The organism is Streptomyces sp. JH002 (assembly GCF_050916115.1).
Taxonomy (GTDB): domain Bacteria; phylum Actinomycetota; class Actinomycetes; order Streptomycetales; family Streptomycetaceae; genus Streptomyces; species Streptomyces xiamenensis.
Map to the genome: position 1 here is coordinate 3,289,900 of NZ_CP087989.1, position 20,962 is coordinate 3,310,861.

General features: G+C 72.7%; 21 protein-coding genes. 10 read left to right on the forward strand and 11 right to left on the reverse strand.

Features of this window, described 5'->3' with window-relative positions:
• Nucleotides 1-328: 328 nt before the first annotated feature.
• On the forward strand, nucleotides 329-4,087 hold the full coding sequence (locus H7827_RS14960; protein ID WP_432747990.1) for a replicative DNA helicase: 3,759 nt from the start codon (nucleotides 329-331) through the stop codon (nucleotides 4,085-4,087).
• Between the two features lie 40 nt (nucleotides 4,088-4,127).
• Here the strand turns inward: H7827_RS14960 and H7827_RS14965 are convergent, their stop codons facing one another.
• Both H7827_RS14965 and H7827_RS14970 read right to left on the reverse strand, forming a co-directional pair.
• Nucleotides 4,128-4,451: a thioredoxin family protein gene (locus H7827_RS14965; RefSeq protein WP_432745707.1), complete on the reverse strand. Its 324-nt coding sequence runs from the start codon at nucleotides 4,449-4,451 to the stop codon at nucleotides 4,128-4,130.
• A gap of 2 nt (nucleotides 4,452-4,453) precedes the next feature.
• Nucleotides 4,454-4,828 (reverse strand): MerR family transcriptional regulator, encoded by a 375-nt coding sequence (locus H7827_RS14970; protein WP_432745709.1) that lies wholly within the window; start codon nucleotides 4,826-4,828, stop codon nucleotides 4,454-4,456.
• Between the two features lie 101 nt (nucleotides 4,829-4,929).
• Here H7827_RS14970 and H7827_RS14975 point away from each other — a divergent pair, with 101 nt between their 5' ends.
• Nucleotides 4,930-5,979 carry a MerR family transcriptional regulator gene (locus tag H7827_RS14975; RefSeq protein ID WP_432745711.1) on the forward strand — a complete coding sequence of 350 codons (1,050 nt, stop codon included), beginning with the start codon at nucleotides 4,930-4,932 and terminating at the stop codon, nucleotides 5,977-5,979.
• Between the two features lie 31 nt (nucleotides 5,980-6,010).
• Entirely contained in the window at nucleotides 6,011-6,604 is a 594-nt protein-coding gene (locus H7827_RS14980; protein ID WP_432745713.1) for a hypothetical protein, read from the forward strand.
• Between the two features lie 6 nt (nucleotides 6,605-6,610).
• Here the strand turns inward: H7827_RS14980 and H7827_RS14985 are convergent, their stop codons facing one another.
• Both H7827_RS14985 and H7827_RS14990 read right to left on the reverse strand, forming a co-directional pair.
• Complete coding sequence (locus H7827_RS14985) at nucleotides 6,611-7,360, reverse strand: SDR family NAD(P)-dependent oxidoreductase (protein ID WP_262833565.1); 750 nt, start codon at nucleotides 7,358-7,360, stop codon at nucleotides 6,611-6,613.
• 118 nt (nucleotides 7,361-7,478) lie between these two features.
• Complete coding sequence (locus tag H7827_RS14990; protein WP_432745715.1) at nucleotides 7,479-7,871, reverse strand: VOC family protein; 393 nt, start codon at nucleotides 7,869-7,871, stop codon at nucleotides 7,479-7,481.
• A gap of 159 nt (nucleotides 7,872-8,030) precedes the next feature.
• On the opposite strand from H7827_RS14990, the gene H7827_RS14995 reads away from it, so the two are divergent.
• Nucleotides 8,031-9,401: an MFS transporter gene (locus H7827_RS14995; RefSeq protein WP_432745717.1), complete on the forward strand. Its 1,371-nt coding sequence runs from the start codon at nucleotides 8,031-8,033 to the stop codon at nucleotides 9,399-9,401.
• Here H7827_RS14995 and H7827_RS15000 read toward each other — a convergent pair.
• Nucleotides 9,343-9,816, reverse strand: coding sequence for a MarR family winged helix-turn-helix transcriptional regulator (locus tag H7827_RS15000; protein ID WP_432745719.1), 474 nt, complete (start codon nucleotides 9,814-9,816; stop codon nucleotides 9,343-9,345). The genes H7827_RS14995 and H7827_RS15000 overlap by 59 nt on opposite strands.
• A 143-nt stretch (nucleotides 9,817-9,959) precedes the next feature.
• On the opposite strand from H7827_RS15000, the gene H7827_RS15005 reads away from it, so the two are divergent.
• Nucleotides 9,960-11,186, forward strand: a complete 1,227-nt coding sequence (locus H7827_RS15005; protein WP_432745721.1) for an MFS transporter — start codon at nucleotides 9,960-9,962, stop codon at nucleotides 11,184-11,186.
• On the opposite strand, the gene H7827_RS15010 is transcribed toward H7827_RS15005, so the two are convergent.
• Nucleotides 11,146-12,045 (reverse strand): GNAT family N-acetyltransferase, encoded by a 900-nt coding sequence (locus H7827_RS15010; protein WP_432745723.1) that lies wholly within the window; start codon nucleotides 12,043-12,045, stop codon nucleotides 11,146-11,148. The genes H7827_RS15005 and H7827_RS15010 overlap by 41 nt on opposite strands.
• A 147-nt stretch (nucleotides 12,046-12,192) precedes the next feature.
• On the opposite strand from H7827_RS15010, the gene H7827_RS15015 reads away from it, so the two are divergent.
• Complete coding sequence (locus tag H7827_RS15015; protein WP_432745725.1) at nucleotides 12,193-13,566, forward strand: serine hydrolase domain-containing protein; 1,374 nt, start codon at nucleotides 12,193-12,195, stop codon at nucleotides 13,564-13,566.
• Between the two features lie 67 nt (nucleotides 13,567-13,633).
• Here the strand turns inward: H7827_RS15015 and H7827_RS15020 are convergent, their stop codons facing one another.
• Nucleotides 13,634-14,098, reverse strand: a complete 465-nt coding sequence (locus H7827_RS15020) for a GNAT family N-acetyltransferase (protein WP_364240512.1) — start codon at nucleotides 14,096-14,098, stop codon at nucleotides 13,634-13,636.
• 226 nt (nucleotides 14,099-14,324) lie between these two features.
• On the opposite strand from H7827_RS15020, the gene H7827_RS15025 reads away from it, so the two are divergent.
• Nucleotides 14,325-15,524: a globin domain-containing protein gene (locus H7827_RS15025; protein WP_200366022.1), complete on the forward strand. Its 1,200-nt coding sequence runs from the start codon at nucleotides 14,325-14,327 to the stop codon at nucleotides 15,522-15,524.
• 42 nt (nucleotides 15,525-15,566) lie between these two features.
• The gene (locus H7827_RS15030) at nucleotides 15,567-16,562 is read left to right on the forward strand and encodes a pyridoxamine 5'-phosphate oxidase family protein (protein WP_432745728.1); all 996 of its coding nucleotides are present in this window, start codon (nucleotides 15,567-15,569) and stop codon (nucleotides 16,560-16,562) included.
• Nucleotides 16,563-16,575: 13 nt separating this feature from the next.
• Here H7827_RS15030 and H7827_RS15035 read toward each other — a convergent pair whose 3' ends face one another.
• The 3 genes from H7827_RS15035 to H7827_RS15045 all read right to left on the reverse strand — a co-directional run bounded on the left by H7827_RS15035 (nucleotide 16,576) and on the right by H7827_RS15045 (nucleotide 18,981).
• Entirely contained in the window at nucleotides 16,576-17,073 is a 498-nt protein-coding gene (locus H7827_RS15035) for an NUDIX hydrolase (RefSeq protein WP_432745730.1), read from the reverse strand.
• Between the two features lie 37 nt (nucleotides 17,074-17,110).
• Nucleotides 17,111-18,253, reverse strand: coding sequence for a cystathionine gamma-lyase (locus H7827_RS15040; RefSeq protein WP_432745732.1), 1,143 nt, complete (start codon nucleotides 18,251-18,253; stop codon nucleotides 17,111-17,113).
• A 356-nt stretch (nucleotides 18,254-18,609) separates the two neighbouring features.
• The gene (locus H7827_RS15045; RefSeq protein WP_386535896.1) at nucleotides 18,610-18,981 is read right to left on the reverse strand and encodes a phage holin family protein; all 372 of its coding nucleotides are present in this window, start codon (nucleotides 18,979-18,981) and stop codon (nucleotides 18,610-18,612) included.
• Between the two features lie 51 nt (nucleotides 18,982-19,032).
• Here H7827_RS15045 and H7827_RS15050 point away from each other — a divergent pair, with 51 nt between their 5' ends.
• Together H7827_RS15050 and H7827_RS15055 are read left to right on the forward strand one after the other, a co-directional pair.
• Entirely contained in the window at nucleotides 19,033-19,350 is a 318-nt protein-coding gene (locus tag H7827_RS15050) for a cupin domain-containing protein (protein WP_030732473.1), read from the forward strand.
• Between the two features lie 149 nt (nucleotides 19,351-19,499).
• Nucleotides 19,500-19,712 carry a DUF5326 family protein gene (locus H7827_RS15055; protein WP_030732470.1) on the forward strand — a complete coding sequence of 71 codons (213 nt, stop codon included), beginning with the start codon at nucleotides 19,500-19,502 and terminating at the stop codon, nucleotides 19,710-19,712.
• On the opposite strand, the gene H7827_RS15060 is transcribed toward H7827_RS15055, so the two are convergent.
• Nucleotides 19,678-20,949, reverse strand: coding sequence for a YibE/F family protein (locus tag H7827_RS15060; protein WP_432745735.1), 1,272 nt, complete (start codon nucleotides 20,947-20,949; stop codon nucleotides 19,678-19,680). The two genes, H7827_RS15055 and H7827_RS15060, sit on opposite strands and share 35 nt — an antisense overlap.
• Between the last annotated feature and the right edge of the window lie 13 nt (nucleotides 20,950-20,962).

The following is a 20,962-nucleotide window of genomic DNA, read 5'->3' on the forward strand; positions in this document are numbered from 1 at the left end:
ATAGCCTGTGGATAACTTGTCCGGCGGAGCCCTCCCCCGGCTGTCCCGACCACCGGCCGACTGCCGTAGCGTAGGTCCGCGCTCGGTACGGAAATGTCGGAGCCGTGCCGTACAACGGGTCCGGGAGGAGGTGGGGTCAGTGGCCGATTTCGAGCACGGTGAACCCCCCTGGGACGATGCGGCGTCGGGCGACGGGCCGCCGCCGGCCCGCGGCGGCCCCGGAGCGGGGCAGGGCCATGGCTCCGGCCCGGACGACGGCGCGTCGTCCACCGCCTTCGAACGCGTGCCGCCGCAGGACGTCCGCGCCGAACAGTCGGTGCTGGGCGGCATGCTGCTGTCCAAGGACGCCATCGCCGACGTGGTCGAGACGCTGCGGGGCGCGGACTTCTACAAGCCCGCCCACGAGACGATCTACGCGGCGATCCTCGACCTGTACGCCAAGGGCGAGCCGGCCGACCCCATCACCGTCGCCAACGAGCTGACCAAGCGCGGCGAACTCGCCAAGGTGGGCGGCGCGGGCTATGTGCACTCGATCGTGCAGATGGTGCCCACCGCCGCCAACGCCCTGTACTACGCGGAGATCGTCCACGACAAGGCGGTGCTGCGCCGCCTGGTGCAGGCCGGCACCCGCATCACCCAGATGGGATACGCGGCGGACGGCGACGTCGACGACATCGTCAACACGGCGCAGGCGGAGGTCTACCAGGTCACCGAGCAGCGGACGTCGGAGGACTACCTGCCGCTCAGCGACATCATGGAGGGCGCCCTCGACGAGATCGAGGCCATCGGCGCCCGCAGCGGCGAGATGACCGGCGTCCCCACCGGCTTCACCGACCTGGACTCCCTGACCAACGGTCTCCACCCCGGCCAGATGATCGTCATCGCGGCCCGGCCGGCCATGGGCAAGGCGCTGGCACTCGACACCCCGCTGCCCACCCCCACCGGATGGACCACCATGGGCGAGGTACGTCCGGGTGACCACCTGCTCGACGCGTCGGGCCGCCCGACGCGCGTGGTGGAAGCCACCGAGGTGATGACCGGACGGCCTTGCTACGAGGTGTCCTTCGACGACGGCACGACCGTGATCGCCGACGCGGACCACCAGTGGCTCACGGACACCAGGGCCTCGCGCAGGTCCGCACACGTCCCGGCGGCGGTCAGAACCACCAAGGAAATCGCCGAGACCCTCCACTGCCTCACCGCCGACGGCCGCCACAACCACACCGTAAGGAACACGGCCCCGCTCGACCTGCCTCAGCGGGACCTGCCCATTCCTCCGTACGTCCTGGGCGCCTGGCTCGGCGACGGTCACAGCGCCGCCGCCAGGATCACCTCGGCGGACGCGGAACTCGTCCGCCGCATCGCCGACGAGGGCTTCGACGTCCGCCGGGTCGGGTCCTCGATCACCTACGCCCTGCGGTTCGCCGTCCACGCGCCCGAGCCGGTCGAGCGGATGTGTGTCGTCTGCGGCAAGCCGTACGCGCCCAAGCTCGCCCACGTGCGCACCTGCGGGCGCTCCTGCGGCGGCAAGGCCCGGTTCGTCTCGGACCCCCAGCCCCACACCACCTGCGTGGACTGCGGCGCGACGTGCTTCTCGGCCTCGCCCGAGCCGCGGTGCGCCTCCTGCCACCGGAGGCACGGCAGCCTCCTGGTGCAGCTGAGAGAGCTGGGTGTGCTGGGGGACAAGCACATTCCGCTCAGCTACCTGCGCGGCTCCGTCGCGCAGCGCAGAGCACTCCTGGCCGGGCTGCTGGACACGGACGGGACGGTCACGAACACCGGATCGGTGCAGTTCGCGGTGGTCAGCCGACGGCTGGCCGAGGGTTTCCGTGAGCTGGTCGTCGGCCTCGGCTATCGCTGCGGAGTGCGGACCAAGGCGGTCAACGGGCGCTCCGTGGGGTCCTCCACCGCGTACGTCATCACCTTCACCCCCACGGACGACGTGTTCGCGCTGGGACGCAAGCGGCGGTTGCACGCGGAGCGCAGGCGCCCCGGGACGGCGAAGCTCGGACAGCGCGTCATCACCGGTGTCCGGGAGGTCGCCGGGGTTCCGGTCCGCTGTGTCCAGGTGGACAACCCGGATCACCTGTACCTCGCCACCCGTTCGATGGTGCCCACGCACAACTCGACGCTCGCTCTGGATTTCGCCCGCGCGTGCTCCATCAAGCACAAGCTGCCCAGCGTCATCTTCTCGCTGGAGATGGGGCGCAACGAGATCGCCATGCGTCTGCTGTCCGCCGAGGCGCGGGTGGCGCTGCACCACATGCGGTCGGGCAGCATGACGGACGAGGACTGGACCCGGGTGGCGCGGCAGATGACGGAGGTCAACGACGCGCCGCTGTACATCGACGACTCTCCGAACCTGTCGATGATGGAGATCCGAGCCAAGTGCCGGCGGCTCAAGCAGCGCAACGATCTGCGGCTGGTCGTCATCGACTATCTCCAGCTGATGCAGTCCGGCGGCAGCCGCCGGCCGGAGAGCCGGCAGCAGGAGGTCTCGGAGATGTCCCGGAACCTGAAGCTGCTGGCGAAGGAACTGGAGGTCCCGGTGATCGCGCTCTCCCAGCTGAACCGTGGCCCCGAACAGCGCACCGACAAGAAGCCGATGGTCTCCGACCTGCGCGAATCGGGCTGTGTCACCGCCGAGACCAGAATCCTGCGCGCCGACACCGGTGCGGAGGTGACCATCGCCGAGTTGATGGAGAGCGGCGAGCGCGGCTTCCCGGTGTGGTCGCTGGACGAGCAGCTGCGACTGGTCCGCCGGCCGATGACCCATGTGTTCTCCAGCGGAGTCAAAGAGGTCTTCCGGCTGACACTCGCCTCGGGGCGGGAAATCGACGCCACCGCGAATCACCCGTTCCTGATGTACGACGGCTGGCGGCCGCTGGGCGAGCTGTCACCCGGTTCGCGGATCGCGGTGCCGCGCGGGACGGGTGTGCCGCAGCACACGAGGGAATGGCCCGAGGCTGAGCTGATCATGCTCGCCCATCTGATCGGTGACGGCTGTGTCGCGCCGCGCCAGCCCGTGCACTACACGAGCAACGACGAGGCGAATCTGACCGCGGTGCGGGAGGCCGCGGCGCATTTCGGTATCACTCCGCGGCTGGTGCGGCAGGACAGCCGGTGGCATCTGTACCTGCCCTCGCCGCACCCGACCGGGCGCGGGCGCCGCAACCCGATCGCGGAGTGGCTCGACGGCTTCGGCCTCTACGGCAAGCGTTCTCATGAGAAGTTCCTGCCGAGCACGATCTTCGCCCTGCCGGACGAGCAACTGAGGCTCTTTTTGCGCCACCTGTGGGCCACCGACGGCTCGGTGACCGTGTCACGGTCGGGAGCGGTGCGCGTGTACTACGCGACGACGAGCGAACGGCTCGCCCGTGACCTGCAGTTGCTGCTGCTGCGGCTGGACATCCGCGCCCGGCTGCGCTCGGTGACCGGTTCCCCCGGCCGTCCGGGCTGGACCCTGGACATCTCCGGGGTGGAGGACCAGCGCCGCTTCCTGGAGCGGGTGGGTGTCCACGGGGCCCGGGCACGGCATGTCGTGACGGCCGCCGAGCGACTGCGCGATGTCCGGACGAACACCTACATCGACACGGTTCCCAAAGAGGTCTGGGGCACCGTCCGCGCGCTGATGGGCGTCGAGCACATGACCACCCGTGCGTTCCAGAGCGCCCTGGGGGTGCGCTACAACGGCACGGCGCTTTACCGCAGTGCCCCGAGCCGGGGCAGGCTGGGCCGGGTCGCGGAGGTGCTGCGGGCCGAGGACCTCGAACTGCTGGCCACCAGTGATGTGTTCTGGGACGAGGTCGTCTCGGTGCGGAGCCTGGGAGAACGGGAGGTCTTCGACGCGACGGTGCCCGGGACCCACAACTTCATCGCCAACGGCATCAACATCCACAACAGCATCGAACAGGACGCGGACATGGTGATCCTGCTGCACCGGGAGGACGCCTACGAGAAGGAGTCCCCCCGGGCGGGCGAGGCGGACCTGATCGTGGCCAAGCACCGTAACGGCCCCACGGCCACCATCACGGTGGCGTTCCAGGGCCACTACTCGCGCTTCGTCAACATGGAGGGCGGGTTCTGAGCCCTGCCGCCCCGCCCGCCGCGTCCGCGGCGGCCGGAGGCTACCGGCCGTCGAGTTCCCGGAGCAGGCGCTGCTTGCTGCGGGCGCCCACCAGGGAGAGCACGGGTTCTCCGGCGCGGAAGAGGATCAGTGTGGGGACCGACAGCACGCCGTAAGCGGCGGCCGTCGCGGGGTTGTGGTCCACGTTCAGTTCGGCGACCTTCAGTTCCCCGGCCCGTTCGGAGGCGATCGCGGCCAGGACCGGGCTCAGCTGGTGGCAGGGCGGGCACCAGTCGGCGGTGAACTTCAGCAGGACGGGAAGGTCCGCAGCCAGGACCTCCTCGGCGAAGGTGGCGTCGGTGACGTCGGCGAGCCCGGTTTTCATGGTCAGCCTCCCAGGTGGCATTTCGGTTCCGTCGCGGAGCGCAGCAGCCGCTCGCTCACCTCGGCGCGCACGGCACGCAGCCGCTCCATGAGCGCGTCGATCTCGGCGAGCTTCCTGCGGTACACGTCGAGCGAGTCGGGGCAGGAGTCGCCGCGCGGATGGCCTGCCCGCAGGCACTCGACGAACGGGCGGGTCTCCTCCAGGCCGAAGCCGGAGCCCTGGAGGGTGCGGATCTGGCGCACCACTTCCAGGTCGGCGTCGTCGTAGACGCGGTATCCGTTGGCGGCGCGCGGGGCGCTGAGCAGGCCGCGCGCTTCGTAGTAGCGCAGGGTGCGGGTGCTGACCCCGGCCCGTTCGGCGAGTTCACTGATGCGCATGTCCGTGACGGTAGACGTTGACGTCGGCGTCAGGGCAAGGGCCGGGTGTCGTGGTGCCGGGGTTTGACCCTCGGGTTGGCTGAAGGCTCAGCATGAGCGGCATGGACGAGGACCAGGACGAGATGTTGCTCGGGATCGGGGCGTTCGCCCGGCTGGCCGGGCTGAGCCCCAGCGCGTTGCGCTTCTACGACGACTGCGGGGTGCTGCCGCCGGCCGAGGTCGACGCGGTGACGGGTTACCGGCGGTACGCGCCGGGTCAGGCGCAGCGCGCGGTGCTGCTGCGCCGGCTGCGCGGTGCGGGGCTGCCGCTGGTGGAGGCCGCCGTGGTGCTGGACGGTCCGGCCGGGCGTGGGCGTGCGGTGCTGGAGGAGTGGCAGCGGCGTACCCGGGAGGAGGCGCGGGCGGCGGGCGCGGTGTTCGCCGAGGTGCTGCGGGAGTGGCCGGGGGCGGTGCCGGCGCGGGTCGTGCTGGGCGGCGCGGAGTTGGCCGGTGCGGTGCGGCAGGTGGTGCCGGCGACCGATCCCGGGCATCCGCTGTTGCGGTGTGTGCTGGTCGAGGCGGCCGGGGAGGAGGTGCGGCTGGTGGCGACGGACCGGTACCGGCTGTCGGTGCGGACGTTGCGGGCCCGGACGGTGCCCGGTGCGGGGCCGGGGCCGCTGCTGGTGGAGGCGGCGGAGCTGCGGGAGGTCGCGGAGTGGGCGCGGGGTGCCGGTGAGGTGGTGCTTGAGGTGTCCGGTGAGGGCCGGGCGCGGGTGCGGGACGGGGAGCGGGTGCGTGAGGTGTGCCTGACGGAGGGGGAGTTCCCGGCGTACCGGCTGGTGCTGGAGGGTCTGGGGCCGGTACGGCACCGGGTGGTCGCGGACCGGGTGGCGTTGCGTGCGGCGCTGGAGCGGGATGTGGGGCCGGTGGTGGTCCGTACGGCGGGGTCGGAGGGGCTGACGGTCGGTGGGGTGCGGGTGCCGGCGCTGGTCACGGGGCCTGGGGTGCGGGTGGCGTTCGATCCGGTGGTGCTGGCCGGGGCGGTGGAGTCGGCGGTGGGGCCCGATGTGCTGCTGGAGCTGGGGGAGCAGGGGTGCGGGCCGGTGCTGGTGCGCTCGGCGGACCAGGGCAGTTTCACGACGCTGGTGATGCCGGTGCGTGATGGATCCTGAGAACCCGGTGGTGCGGCTGTGTGCGCGGGGCATGGCGAACGATGACGGGGAACTGTTCTGGCGGGCCTGGGAGGTGGCGTCGGACGACTATGAGCGGTGCGTGGCCGCGCACTATGTGGCGCGGACGCGGAGCACGGCCGGGGAGCGGCTGCGCTGGAACCTGCGGTGTCTGGAGCTGGCGGACGCGGTGGGGGACGCGAGGGTGGCGGGGTTCTATCCGTCGCTGCACGCCGCTCTCGGGCAGGGGTACGAGGAGGCGGGGGACGGCGTGAGGGCGCGGGCGCATTTCGAGCGGGCGGCCGGGCATGCCGGGGTGCTGGGCGAGGACGGGTACGGGAACTGGCTGCGGATCGCGGTGGCGGGCGGGTTGCGGCGTACGGGGGCGGGCGTGGTGCGGCCGGAGGCGGTGGCGGGTCCGCTGGGTGAGCTGGTGGCGTCGCTGGGGGAGCGTGGCGAGTGGCGGGCGCTGGCGCTGCTGTTGCCCGCTCAGCTGGGGGACCTGGGTGGTGAGGGGGACGAGGTGCGGCTGGGGGCGGCGGTGCGGATGGTGCTGGCGACGGAGTGGCTCGGCGGGGAGCGGGAGTGGGCCGCCGCGCGGGAGGTGGTGGCGGCGTTGGGCGGGTAGGGCGGGTCAGGTCAGGCCGCCGGTGGCGTGGAGGTTCTGGCCGGTGATCCAGCGGCCGTCGGGGCCGGCGAGGAAGGCGATGACGTCGGCGACGTCGGCGGGGGTGCCCAGGCGGCGCAGTGGGGTGAGGGCGGCGACGTGTTCGAGGGCCTCGGGCGGGTTGGTGCCGCGCAGCATGTCGGTGTCGGTGGCGCCGGGGGAGACGGTGTTGACGGTGATGCCGCGGGGGCCGAGTTCCTGGGCGGCGACGGCGGTGAGCTGTTCGAGGGCGCCCTTGCTCGCGGCGTACGCGGCGATGCCGGGGGCGGGGCGGGTGGTGTTGAGGGAGGAGACGCTGATGATCCGGCCGCCGTCGGGCATGTGGCGGGCGGCGTGGCGCAGGGTGCGGAAGACGGCGGTGGTGTTGACGGTCATGACCGCGTCGAAGTCGGCCGGGTCGGTCTCGGCGAGCGGGGTCGGGGGGAAGGACAGGGCGGCGTTGTTGACGATGATGTCGGGGGTGCTGTGCAACCTTGTCGCCTGGTCGAGGAGTTCCTCGGCGGCTCCGGGGCTGGTCAGGTCGAGGAGGACGCCGTGGGCGCTGCCGGGGCCGCCGGAGCGCTGGACGGCGGCGACGACCTCGGCGGCGGCGGCCTCGCTGCGGGCGTAGTTGAAGACGACGTGGGCTCCGTCGCGGGCGAGTCGTTCCACGACGGCCCGGCCGATGCCGCGTGAGCCTCCGGTGACGACGGCGGTTTTCCCCTGGAGTGCGGTCATGCGGTGCACTGTAATGCGGTGGTATGCGGTGGTATGGGCATGATCGCGGCGTGGTACGGGGTGGGTGCGAGCGTGGTGGTGCGGCTGCGGCGCGGGTTGCGGCGCGGGGCCGGTGGGGTCAGCCGAGGGGTGCGAACAGGTCGATGTGGTTGCCGTCGGGGTCCAGGACGGTGGCGTAGCGCTGGCCCCACACGGCGTCCCAGGGCGGGGCGGCGCCGGGGTGGCCGGCGGCGGTGAGTTCGGCGTAGAGGGAGTCGACCTCGGCGGGGTTGTCGCACAGGAAGGCGAGGCTGATGCGCTGTCCGCCCCGGGGCGGGGTCCAGTCGGGCTGGAAGGAGGTGATGGTGGCGACGGAGTCCCAGGCCAGGCGCAGTCCGCCGGGGAGCAGGGCCTCGACGTGGGGGGTGTCGGGGGTGGTGTCGGGAATGTCGAGGCCGAGTCGCCGGTAGAAGGCGAGGGAGGCGCTGAGGTCGTCGGTGATCAGTCCGATGAGGTCGCATCGTGGTGCCATGCGGGCAGCGTAGGCGGGGTGTGGCGGGGGTCTTGAAGGAAACGGACGGATGCGGGCGGGGTGCCGTGCCGATGTGATTGTCCACAGAATTCGGGGTTCTGTGGATAACTTTTCGGCTGCCGGGCCGGGTTGTCAGTGCGTCGCCCTACGGTCTGGGGCATGACCGCTCCCCCGACGTCCACCGCGCCCGGTGCCACCGATCCCGCCGATCCCGCCTGTGCCGCTCCCGCTGTGCGGTTGCCCGGGGTGTACCGGGTGTGGCTGGCCGGTGCGCTGGTGTCGATGCTGGGCACGAGTGTGATGTTCTTCGCGCTGGGGTGGGCCGCTTCGGCGCACGGGGGGATGGTGGCCGGTGCGGTGCTGACCGCCGTCAATCTGCCGCGCTTCGCGCTGTTGCTGGTCGGGGGCGCGCTGGGGGACCGGGCGGGTGCCTGGCGGGTGATGGTGGCGGGGGATCTCGCCATGGTGGTGGTGTCGCTGGGGGTGGCGCTGTCGGCGTGGCGGTTCGGGTCGCCGGTGTGGCTGCTGCTGGCCGCCGCGCTGCTGACGGGGGTGGTGGACGCGTTCTACCTGCCGGCCTCGGGGTCGATGCCGCGGCGGCTGGTGGGGGCGGCGGTGCTGCCCCGGGCGCTGGCGCTGCGGCAGACGGGGGTGCAGTTGACGATGTTCGCGGGCGGCTCGCTGGGCGGGGTGCTGGTGTCGCGGGCGGGGCTGGGCGGGGCGGCGCTGGTGCAGGTGGGCACGTTCTCGCTGATGCTGGCGGTGCTGGTGGGGATACGGGGCCGGTTCGCGGAGGAGGGTGCCGGGCGCGGGGCCGGGGGTTCGATGCTCGGAGACATCGCGGACGGGTTGCGGCTGGCGTGGCGGGACCGGCTGTTGCGGGTGTCTTTGGGGGTGCTGTCGGTGGCGGCGGCCTTCCTGCTGCCGGTGGTGTCGCTGCTGGTGCCGCTGCTGGCGCGGGAGCGGGGCTGGGGCGCGGAGCCGGTGGGCCTGGTGAGTGGTGCGCAGGCGCTGGGGATCGTCGCGGTGTCGCTGGTGGTGCTGCGGCGCGGGGGCGCGGCGCGGCCGGGGGTCGCGGCGGGGGCCGGGCTGCTGGTGGCGGGCGGGGGGATCGCCGCGCTGGGGCTGGTGGCGTCGCCGGTGGTGGCGGTGGTCGCCGGGTTGCTGGTGGGGTCCGGGAACGGGCTGTTCGCGGCGCATGTGGCGCCGCTCATTCTGACGGCGGCGCCGGAGTCCCATCTCTCCCGGGTGCAGGCGATCATGACGATGGTGCAGACCGGGTCGCTGCTGCTGATGAATCTGACGCTGGGCGCGGCGGCCGAGCGGATACCGGTGGGGGCGGTGCTGGCCGGCTGTGCGCTGGCGGTGGCCGCGACGGGTGTGGGGGCGCTGTGCTCGGCACCGCTGCGCGAGGTGCGGCGCGCCGAGGCTCGGGCGGGGGCCGGGGTGGTGCGGCGCCGGGCGCCGGGGCTCAGGCCGGGGTGGCGGCCGGGGCGGTGGAGCGCCGGGCGTGGTCGCGGAGGGCGGTGACCAGGGGGGCCAGTTCGGGGTGGGTCGCGGCCTCGGTGAGGGCCAGGTCCAGGGCGGCGTCGTTGGTGGGGCGGGCCCGGTCCAGGAGGGCCCGGCCGGCCTCGGTGACATCGGTGTAGATGCCCCTGCGGTCGTCCGCGCACAGGTGCCGGGCGAGCAGCCCGCGGTCCTCCAGACGGTTGACCAGGCGCGTGGTGGCGCTCTGGCTGAGGACGACGGCCTCGGCGAGTTCGTTCATCCGGTAGTGGCCGCCGGTGCCCTCGTGCTGCTGGACGAGGACGTTGAGGACGGAGTATTCGCGCACGCTCAGGTCGTGGGCGGCCTGGAGGGCGCGCTCGATGGCCGTCTCGATGCGGCCGTGCAGGGCGGACAGGGCGCACCAGCCCTGGCTGAGGCTCTGGTCGGGGCGCGTCATCGGGCCTCTCCTTCCACGGCGGCGGTTGCCGTGCCCAGGTTAGCTCACCTCCGCAAGAGTCGGCGTTTGCATATAGCCCGCGTCTGCAATTATTGTCCAAGCCGGTAAAAGTTGTCTGCATGCAATAGCCCGGAGGGACTCCCATGCCACTCGCGCTCCTCGCGCTGGCCATCGGCGCCTTTGGCATCGGTGCCACCGAGTTTGTGATCATGGGCCTGCTGCCCGAGGTCGCCGAGACCTTCTCGGTGTCCATCCCCACCGCCGGGTACCTCGCCACCGGCTACGCCCTGGGCGTGGTCATCGGGGCGCCCGTACTGGCCGTGGCCGGGGCCAAGGTCTCCCGCAAGCGGATGCTGATGGCGCTCATGGGGCTGTTCATCGCCGGCAACGCCCTGTCCGCCGCCGCACCCGTCTTCGCCCTGATGCTTGCCGGACGGGTCATCGCCTCCCTGGCGCACGGGGCGTTCTTCGGCATCGGCGCGATCGTGGCGGCCGGACTGGTGGCGCCGCACAAGCGCGCCGGGGCGATCTCCTTGATGTTCACCGGGCTCACCGTCGCCAATGTGATCGGCGTCCCGCTGGGCACCTGGCTGGGCCAGCAGGTCAGCTGGCGGGCCACCTTCGCGGTGATCGCCGGGGTCGGGGTCATCGCCCTCGCCGGGGTGGCGGCCCTGGTGCCGCACCGGGTCGGGGAACCGGCCGGCGGCGGGGCACCGGTCCCGGCACCGGCCGGCGGGCTGCGCAGCGAACTGGCCGCGCTGCGCGACCCCCAGGTGCTGCTGGCGATGGCCATGACCGTGCTCGGCTTCGGCGGGGTCTTCGCCGCCATCACCTACCTGGCACCGATGATGACCGGCGCCGCCGGATACGCCCCGGGCAGCGTGACCTGGCTGCTGCTGCTCTTCGGCGCCGGCATGGTCATCGGCAACCTGGTCGGCGGCCGGTACGCGGACCGCGCGCTGCTGCCCATGCTGTACGTGTCGCTGGGCGGCCTGGCCGTGCTGCTGGCCCTGTTCACCGCCACCGCGCACCACAAGGCGGGCGCCGCGCTCACCCTGCTGCTCATCGGCGGTTTCGGGTTCGCGACCGTCGCCCCGCTGCAAAAGCGCGTCCTGGACCACGCGGCCCAGGCACCGACCCTCGCCTCGGCCGTCAACATCGGGGCGTTCAACCTCGGCAACGCGCTCGCCGCCTGGCTCGGCGGCCTGGTGATCGCGGGCGGCCTCGGCGACACCGCGCCCAATGTCGTCGGTGCGGCGATGACCACCGCCGCCCTCGGCCTCGCGGTGGTCGCCGCCACGCTGGAACGGCGTTCCGCCGTCGTCCGGTTCAGCCCAGCGCCACCGAGTACGGTGCGAACCGGCGGCTGATGTCTCCGGGCAGGTCGGTGGCGCCGCGCACCATGAGGGTGCACCGGAAGTCGCCCGACAGTCCCCGGGAGCGCAGCCAGCCGGCCAGCTCGGGGTGGCGGTCGTCCACGTCGTAGCGCAGCGGCAGCGTGGCCGCCGCGCCGAGGTGGGAGATCAGGGCTCGCGCCGTGCGGAGGTCCTGCGCCACGACCGGGCCGATCACCGTGGTGGTGACGTTCGGCCAGGAGGCCGCGTAACCGGTCAGCCGCCCGTCCGGCGCCTGCGCCACCGCCAGCCGGTCGGCGAACGACGGCAGCCGGGCGAGCAGTTCGGTGCGGTCGGTACCGAACACCGGCCGGTCCAGGTCCAGCAGTGCCGGCATGTCGGCCGCCGTCGCCGGCCGGACCCGTACCCCGTCCCGGCCGTGCCCGTCGTCCTGGGACGTGTCACCGTGGCCCGGGTCCGCCCCGGTGAACGGGCCCTGGAGCGTCGTCACCGCGCCCACCGCCGTGAAGCCCAGCTTCTCGTACAGCGGACGGCCGTTGTCGGTCGCGCTCAGGAAGACCACCGCGTCCCCCGACTCGGCGATCGCGTGCCGCATCAGCCGCTCCCCGAGCCCGCGCCGCTCGTGGCGCCGCGCGACCAGCACCATGCTGACGCACCGGTACCCGGGGTAAGGGGTCAGGACGAACGCCCCGATCAGACCGCCCACCGGGTCATCGGCCGGGGCGTCGATCCCGTACCCCGTTCCCGCGCTGAGCAGCAGCCGCCACTTGTGCGCCTCCCGGGCCCAGGACCGGTCGGCGGCCAGGTCCAGGGCCGCCGGCAGATCGGCACGGGTGAGACGGCGGACGGGCAGCATGAGTGATGAGGTCGGCACGCCGTCCAGGCTTACCCGCCGCACGCGTTCGCCGCGACCGGTTTTCCCGCCGCGCACCCGGCTGCGTGGCAACCCGCCCCGGTGCCCCCTTCGCGCGGCAGGTCCGGCGTACTACCCGCCGGGCCGGGCCGGTGGCAGGGTGACGCCATGACCGATGATCACCAGCTGCTGCCCGAGACCCGCCGCGCCCTGCGTCACCGGGTCGCCACCGCCCAGGCCCGGGGCAGGGCGCCCTCGGTGGTCGCCGGTGTCGTACGGGAGGGCACCCCGGTGTGGCACGGCGCGTACGGCGAGGGCGCCGCCGACGCACACCGGCAGTACCGCATCGGGTCGATCACCAAGACCTTCGCCGCCGTCCTCGTCCTGCGGCTGCGCGACGCCGGGCTGCTGGACCTCGGCGACCGGCTGCGCACCCATCTGCCCGACGCCCCGTACGGCGGCGACGCCACCCTCGCCCAGCTGCTCTCGCACTCCGCCGGCCTCGCCGCCGAGGCGCGCGGCCCCTGGTGGGAACGGACCGACGGCGCCCTGCGCCCCGCACTGGCCGACATCTTCGGCGACTCCCCGGACAAGCACCCCGCAGGACGCCTGTACCACTACTCCAACCCCGGGTACGCGCTGCTCGGCGCCCTGGTGGAGCGGCTGCGCGGTGCGCCGTTCGAGGACGTGCTGCGCGAGGAGGTGCTCCGGCCGCTGGGCATGACCCGCACCACCGCGCTGCCGCAGGCCCCGTACGCCCGCGGCTGGGCGGTGCACCCGTACGCCGACGCCGTGCAGCCGGAGCCGCTCACCGACACCGGGCGGATGGCCCCGGCCGGACAGCTGTGGTCCACGGTCACCGATCTGGGCCTCTTCGGCCGTTTCCTGCTGGAGGGCCACGAGCGGGTGCTGGACGCGGGCACCCTCGCCGAGATGCGCGTCCCGGCCGTCGCCCCGCAGGACCCCCAGTGGGAGTCCTCCTACGGCCTGGGCCTGCAACTGGCCCTGGACGACGGCCGGGTGCTGGCCGGACACAGTGGCTCCATGCCGGGGTTCACCGCCGGGCTGTGGACCTGCCCCGAGGAGCGCCTGGTGGCCGTCGCGTTCGCCAACGCCACCTCGGGCGTCGGGGCCGGCGCGCTCGCCGCCGCGCTGCTGGCGGAGGTCGCCGACCGCGAGCCGGTCCTGCCCGCCCCCTGGCTGCCGATGCCGGCCGCCGACGCCGAGCCGTGGCTGCTCGACCTGACCGGCACCTGGTACTGGGGCACCATCCCCCACACACTGCGGCTGCTCGCGGGGCGCACCCTCACCCTCGCTCCGGTGAACGGCGGCGGGCGCGGTTCGCGCTTCCGGCCGGTGGACGGGGACAGCCGGCGCTGGAAGGGCCTGGAGGGGTACTACGCCGGGGAGACGCTGCACGCCGTTCCCGAGGGCGCCGCACCCCATCTCGACCTGGGCAGCTTCATCTTCACCCGTACCCCCTACGACCCCGGCGCCCCCACCCCCGGGGGCGCCGACCCCGGCGGCTGGGGCGGGCTGTGAGCCACGCCCCGTCCCGCCGCATGGGGGCGGTCCGGGCGGTCCGGGCGCAGGCGGCAGGCGCGCCCGGTCAGCCGCCCAGCGTCATCTTGAAGCCGAGGTGGCTCGCCTCGAACCCGATCCGCTCGTAGAACCGGTGCGCGTCCACCCGCGTGGCGTCGGAGGTGAGCTGCACCACAGCGCACCCCTGGCGCCGCGCCTCCGCCACCGCCCAGCCGATCATCTCGGTCCCGAGCCCGCCGCCGCGCTGCGAGGCGTGCACCCGTACCGCCTCGATCAGCGCCCGTGAGGCGCCCCGGCGCGAGAGCCCGTGGATCACCGACAGCTGCAGCGTGCCGACCACCTGGCCCGCGGCGTCCGCGGGTTCGGCCACCATCAGATGCTGATTCGGGTCGGCGGCGATGCGTTCGAAGGCCGTCTCGTACGGCTTGAGGTCGTCCGGGCTCTCGCGGGCCGCACCCAGCGGGTCGTCGGCGAGCATCGCGACGATCTCCGGAATGTCCTCGCTCGTCGCGTATCTCATGGTGATGTTCATGCCACCGAGTCTAGAAAACCCTTGCGGACCGGCCATCGCGGCACAGGAAGGGGGTTGTGTCTCGTCCCTATAACGGTAGGGTCGGTGTCGCCTGCTGGGCGACGGCCAGCCGCTCAGTTCATGAGGTTCGGGGGCTTGAAGCCGGAATTTCCGGCTCATCACCCGGCCCCGGTGCGTACACCGACACGCTGTGCCACCGGGAGTTGATCGAGGCGAGGCAGAGCAGATGACCGCGATACCGGCCGAGGACGGCACCGCCGCCACAGGATTCCAGCAGGGGCGCCGACCGTCCCCCGACGCTGTGGTGATCCGGCGCACTCTGGCGGAGATCGAGCCGGCGGCCGACGAGGTCACCTCGTACTTCTACGCGCTGCTCTTCGTCAACCACCCCTACCTGCGGCAGATGTTCCCGCCCGCGATGGACGCCCAGCGCGACCGGCTGTTCGGCGCGCTGCTCAAGGCGGCGGAACACATAGACGACACGGTCACCCTGACCGACTACCTCATGCAACTGGGCCGCGGCCACCGCAAGTACGGCACCCGCGCCACGCACTACCCAGCGGTCGGCGAGTGCCTGATGGCGGCCCTGGAGCGGTTCGCGCCGCGCACCTGGGGCCAGGAGGCGGAGGCCGCCTGGGTGCGCGCCTACACCGCCATCTCCCAGATCATGATCGACGCCGCCGCCGACGACGAACTGCGCGCCCCCGCCTGGTGGCAGGCGGAGATCGTCGCCCACGAGGCGCGCACCTCCGACGTCGCGGTGGTCACCGTACGGCCCGACCAGCCCTACCCGTACCGTGCCGGCCAGTACGCCGCCATGGAGACCCCGTGGTGGCCGCGCGAGTGGCGGCAGTACTCCTTCGCCTGCTCGCCGCGGCCCGACGGGCTGCTGATGTTCCATGTGAAGGCGGTGCCCGCGGGCTGGGTCTCGCGGGCCCTGGTGCACCGGGCGCAGTGCGGCGACGTGATCCGGCTCGGGCCGCCCGAGGGCGCGATGACGATCGACCACACCTCCGACAGCGGGCTGCTGTGCGTGGGGGGTTCGACGGGTATCGCCCCGATCAAGGCACTGGTGGAGGACGTCGCCGAGCGCGGCAGACAGCGCCGCATGGAGGTGTTCTTCGGCGCCAACCGGGACACCGACCTGTACGAGCTGGACACCTTCCTCGAACTGGAGCGGCGGCACCCCTGGTTGTCGGTGCGCCCGGTCGTCGCGCAGTACGCGACCCGCGGCTTCGCCGGGCAGCTGCCGGAGGCGGTCAAGGAGTACGGTCCGTGGCCCGAGTTCGACGGCTATCTGTCGGGACCGCCGCAGATGATCCGGCACAGCGTCGCCGCGCTGGTGTCCGCAGGGATCGAGGAGCGGCGGATACGGCACGACTTCACGGGTACGTTGGCCGCCGCGGGGATGTCCCCGGGGGCGTGACCACGCCAGCAGTGACCAGCACGACGCAAGGTCGGATCGATCATGAATCACGGGGATGACGGCGCGCGCCTGCCCGGCAGCGACGGAGAGCACGAACTGCAGCGGCAGCTCGGCAGCGAACACCGGGCCGACCGGTTCTACGAGGAGCAACTCCTCGATCATCTCAATGAGCGGATGCGGGAGTTCGTGGCCAGGGCGGAGATGTTCTTCCTGGCCACCGCCGACCGGCACGGTGAGTGCGACAGCACCTTCCGGGCCGGGCCGGCCGGGTTCATCCACGTACTGGACCACCGGGCGGTGGCCTACCCGGAGTACCGGGGCAACGGGGTGCACGCCTCGATGGGCAACATCACCGAGAACCCGCACGCCGGAATGCTGCTGATGGACTTCGACCGGGCGCGGATCGGGCTGCACATCAACGGGCGGGCCACGATCGTGCCGGACGCCGAACTGCGGGCGCTGCACCCGGAACTGCCCCGCGACACGGCACCGGGGCGGCGGGCGGAGCTGTGGGTGCGGGTGGACGTGGAGGAGGCGTACATCCACTGCGCCAAGCACATACCGCACCTGGTGAAGGCGCCCAAGCGCACGGCGCGGGCCTGGGGGAGCGACGACTACCGGCGCAAGGGCGGCGACTTCTTCGGGGCCGCCCGGCAGGCGCGCGAGGCCCGCGGGGCGGCCGAGCCCAGGAGGGCCGGGGCGGACCCGGGTACGGGGCCGGGTGCGCCGGCGTCCGTACCGGCGCCGCCGGCCGCGCCGCTGCCCGCTCCCGCGCCCGTACCGCCACCGGCCCCCGTACCGCCACCGGCCCCCGTACTGCCGCCCGCCACCGGGCCCGCCCCTGGGGCCGCGCCGCTGCCGCTGCCCGCCGCCGTACCGCCGTCGTTCGTCCCGGCGGATTCCGAACTGCCGCTTCCGCCGCCCTCGGTGCCCGTCCCGCCGCCACGCCCCCACGACTGGCGGGAAGCGGCCGAACGGGCGCTGGCCGAGGCCGAGCGGCGCGGCCCGCAGGACCCCGGGGCGGGCTGGTTCGGCTAGGACGCCCCGCCGCTCAGCCCAGGTCGCGGGCGAGGAGTGCGCGCATTCCGGCGATGTTGCGGGACAGATAGGCCAGCAGGGTCGCCGGAACGAGGTCGACGGCGGCGAGCCCTTGCGGGGTGAACGGCAGCCGGACGATCTCGTACCGGCCGCACGGATCGGTCACTTCGGGCCCGTGCCGCAGCGCAGGGTCCATGGAGGCCAGCCGACAGACGAAGAAGTGCTGCACCTTCAGCCCCGGCGGGGTGGTCTTCCCCGGATCGGGCAGGTGCGGAACGGTGTCGACGAACGCCGGCACCACATCGGTGATCTTGGCGCCCAGTTCCTCGAACACCTCGCGGTGCAGGGCGTCGAGCACGGTGGCGTCGGAGGACTCGACGCCACCGCCCGGGGTGATCCAGTACGGCGGCTGACCCGGCTTGGTGCGCTTGATCACGATCAGCTCGGTGTCGTCCGCGGCCAGGAGGATGGCGCGGGCGGTGCGTTTGACCACAGGCCGTGCATCGGTCATGCGGGTACTTGTCGCCCGTACCGCCCGGTACGAAACCTCAGCCGGTGGCGCGGTCCAGGGCCGCCGTCAGATCGGCCACGAGGTCCGCGGCGTCCTCGATGCCCACCGACAGCCGGATGAAGCCCTCGGGGACGTCGTCGCCGCCCCAGCGGGCCCGCCGCTCGGCGGTGGACCGTACGCCGCCGAAGCTGGTGGCGTTGTCGACGATGCGCAGGGCGGCGAGGAAGCGTTCGGCCGTGTCGCGGTCGGGGAGGGCGAAGGAGACCACACAGCCGAAGCGCCGCATCTGGCGGGTGGCGAGGGCGTGCGCCGGATCGTCGGGGAGCCCGGGGTGGCGCAGTCCCGTCACCTCGGGGCGGGAGCGCAGCGCGGTGGCGACGGCCAGCGCGTTGCTCGCCTGCCGGTCCACGCGCAGCTGGAGGGTGGCCAGGCTGCGGTGCGCCAGCCAGGTCTCCATGGGGCCGGGGATGGCGCCGATGGCGGCCCGCCAGCCGCGCAGCGCCTCGGCGGCCTCCGGGTCGCGGGTGACCACGTAGCCGAGCAGCAGATCGCCGTGGCCGCTGAGCGCCTTGGTGCCGCTGGCCATGGAGAAGTCCGCGCCGAGTTCCAGGGGGCGCTGACCGAGCGGGGTGGCGAGGGTGTTGTCGACGGCGAGCAGCGCGCCGTGCGCGTGGGCGGCGTCCGCGAGCGCGGCGAGGTCGCACACGTCGAGGCCCGGGTTGGAGGGCGACTCGGTCCACAGCAGCCGCGCGCCGTCGAGCGCCGCGTACTGCCGCGGGCCGCCGGTGGGCACGGTGGTGACGCGGATGCCGAACGCCTCCAGGCGCGGGATCAGGCCCGAGGTGCCGTGGTAGCCGTCGGTGGGCAGCACGGCGGTGTCGCCGGCCCGCAGCTGGGTGAACAGCACGGCGGAGGTGGCGGCCATCCCGGAGGCGAAGACGACGGCGTGCGCCTCCTGGCCGGGCGACTCCAGCGCGGCCAGGGCGGTTTCCAGCGCGGTCCAGGTGGGGTTGGCGTTGCGGCCGTAGCCGTAGGTGGCGTCGGCCGGGTCGCCCGGCAGGTGGTAGTGGGCGGCGAAGACCGGCCCCGGCAGCGCGGGCTTGCCGGGCCGCGGGGCGGGCAGGCCGGCGTGGACGGCGCGGGTTCCGTCGCCGGGTCCGGTGACTGGGGGGTGGCTCATGGGTGGTGCTGCTTTCCGTGGAGTGCTGTGCCGACCTCGGTCGGCGGGTGGGGCGCGGCGGGCACGGGGGCGGCGCCTTCGTGCACCCCCGTTCGCCCGCGGTCCTGGCCCGGGGCCGGTTCGGGACCGGTTCGGGACCGGTTCGAGGGCTGGGTCCGGGGCGCTTCCGGGACCTGGGGCCGGCCGGTGCCGAAGGCCCGGGCGGCAGCACCGCCCCCGCCTCCGTCACCGGCGTTCCGCGGCGCCCGTTCCCGGGCGGCCCCCGGAAGCCCCGGCCATCGGCGAGGGGCGGATGCCGCCGCTCGGACGGAGCGGATGGGCGACCGCGCGCGGTGCGCGCGGTCATGGCCGGTTCGTCAGTCCTGGTCCAGGACGAGATTGACGGCCCACGACACGATGGAGATGATCAGACCGCCGAGCACGGCTGATCCGAAGCCGTTGACCTCGAAGGAGTCCCCGGCGATCCAGCCGGTCAGCATCAGCATCAGCGCGTTGATCACCAGGGTGAACAGGCCCAGGGTGACGACGAGCAGCGGAAAGGCCAGGATCTTCACGATCGGCTTGACGACGAGGTTGACCAGGCCGAAGATCAGCGCGACGAGGATGAGGGTGAGGGCTTTGCCACCGGTGGTTGTCTCTCCGTCGCCGAGAGTGATGCCGCTGACCAGCCATACCGCCACCAGGAGCGCCAAGGCGTTGGCGATGAACTTGAACAGGATGCTCTTCATGCAGGAGATCGTTGCAGACCGGGCCATGGGCCGGGCAAGGGGTGCGAGGCGATGAAGCAATTCCGGCTGGATCAGCTGGAGGCGGAGCGAACCGCCCACAACGGCGCCTACCTGCGGTTTCTCCGTGAGCGCACCATGTCGGCCGGGCTGTACGCGCTCAATGTGGGTGACACGGATTCGCAGGGGCCGCAGCGGCAGGACGTGCTGAACTTCGTGGTGAGCGGTCATGCCGAGGTCACGGTGGGCGGCGAGACCACCCGGGTGGCGCGCGGCAGCATCGTCTACGTCCCGGCGCACACCCCGTGCAAGTTCCATCACATCACGGAAGATCTGCGGGTGATGGTCATCTTCTCTCCGCCCGAAGGGTGACCTCCGGGCCCGTGGACCTCAGGGTTCCCTCGGGGGACGGTCAGGGGAGGACCGGGGCCGCGGGCCCTCCCGCCCGCCCACGGGCCCGCTTAGCATCGACATGACGGTGCCGGGGGATGTCGGAGAGCGGATGTGAGGAGCCGTGCGTCATGAAAGAACTGTTCAGGTCACTGCCGTGGTGGGTGCGCTGGGTCGCCATTCCCGCCATCGTGCTGGTGGTCTTCGGCGGGCTGATCACCTCGGTGCTCACGTGGCTGATGAGTCTGATGTTCAAGATCCTGGTCTGCGCCGCACTCATCGCGCTGCTGATCTTCATCGTGCGGAAGTTCACCTCTTCCTCCTCCTCCGGCGGCGGTTGGTAGGAGCCGTACCGCCGCCCGGCCCGTCCCCCGCGGGCCGGTCGGCGCTCACCACCAGCGCCGCGAGCACGGTGGTGACGGGTACCGAGGCGACCAGACCGATCGAACCGACCAGGGTCCGTACGATCTCCTCGGACACCAGCTCGCTGAACGCCACGGTCCCCACGCTCGCGTTGGCCACCGTGAACAGCAGCAGCAGGGGCAGCGCGGCTCCCGCGTACGCCAGCACCAGGGTGTTGACCACCGAGGCGATGTGGTCCCGGCCGATGCGCATGCCCGCCCGGTAGAGCTTGAGCCAGCCGGCGTCCGGCTCGGCCGCCTTGAGCTCCCACACCGCCGAGGTCTGGGTGACGGTGACGTCGTCGAGGACGCCGAGCGATCCGATGAGGATGCCGGCCAGCAGCACTCCGCGGATCTCGATGCCGGGGTAGAGGGCGTGGATCAGGCCGGTCTGGTCGTCGGTGTTGCCGGACAGATGCGCCCAGACGGTGAACAGCGAGCCCAGCAGGCCGATCAGCACCAGCGAGATGAGCGTGCCGAGCACCGCCACCGAGGTGCGGGCGTTGACGCCGTGACACAGGTAGAGCGTCACCAGCATGATGGCGCTGCCGCCGATGACCGCCACCAGCAGCGGGTTCGAGCCGTGCAGGATGGCCGGGAGGATGAACAGCGTCAGCACCCCGAAGCTGACCACCAGGCCGATCAGCGCCAGCAGCCCGCGCATCCGCCCCACCAGGACGACCGCGACGGCGAAGACGGCGGCCAGCAGGAGGATGGGGAACTTCCGGTCCACGTCGGAGACGCTGTACTGGAGTTCCTCGGGGGCGTTGGGCGCGAACGCCACGATCACCTTCTGCCCGGCGTGGAACTTCTGGGTGGCGTCCGGGGGCACCACCTCCTGGAAGGTCCGGCCGGTGTGCGGACCGGTGGTCACCTCGATGGTGGCCTGGGCGCACTGGCCGTCCACCCCGCGCGGGACCTGCACCCCGAGCTGGGCGCAGTCCCGCTCCTCGACGCCGGTGACCTTCGCCTCCTCGAACTGCTGGTCGAAGCCGACGCCGGTGTGCTCGTCGCCCGCGGTGGGGGCGCCACCGGGCCACAGCAGGAGCAGACCGCCCGCCACCGCCACCGCGAACGGGATCAGGACGGCCGCTATGACCCGCCGCAGATGCGCCGAGACGGGGGGCGGCGGCCCGTGGCTGTGGCTGTGGCCGTGGCTGTGTCCATGGGTGTCTGTCACGCGCCGATCATCG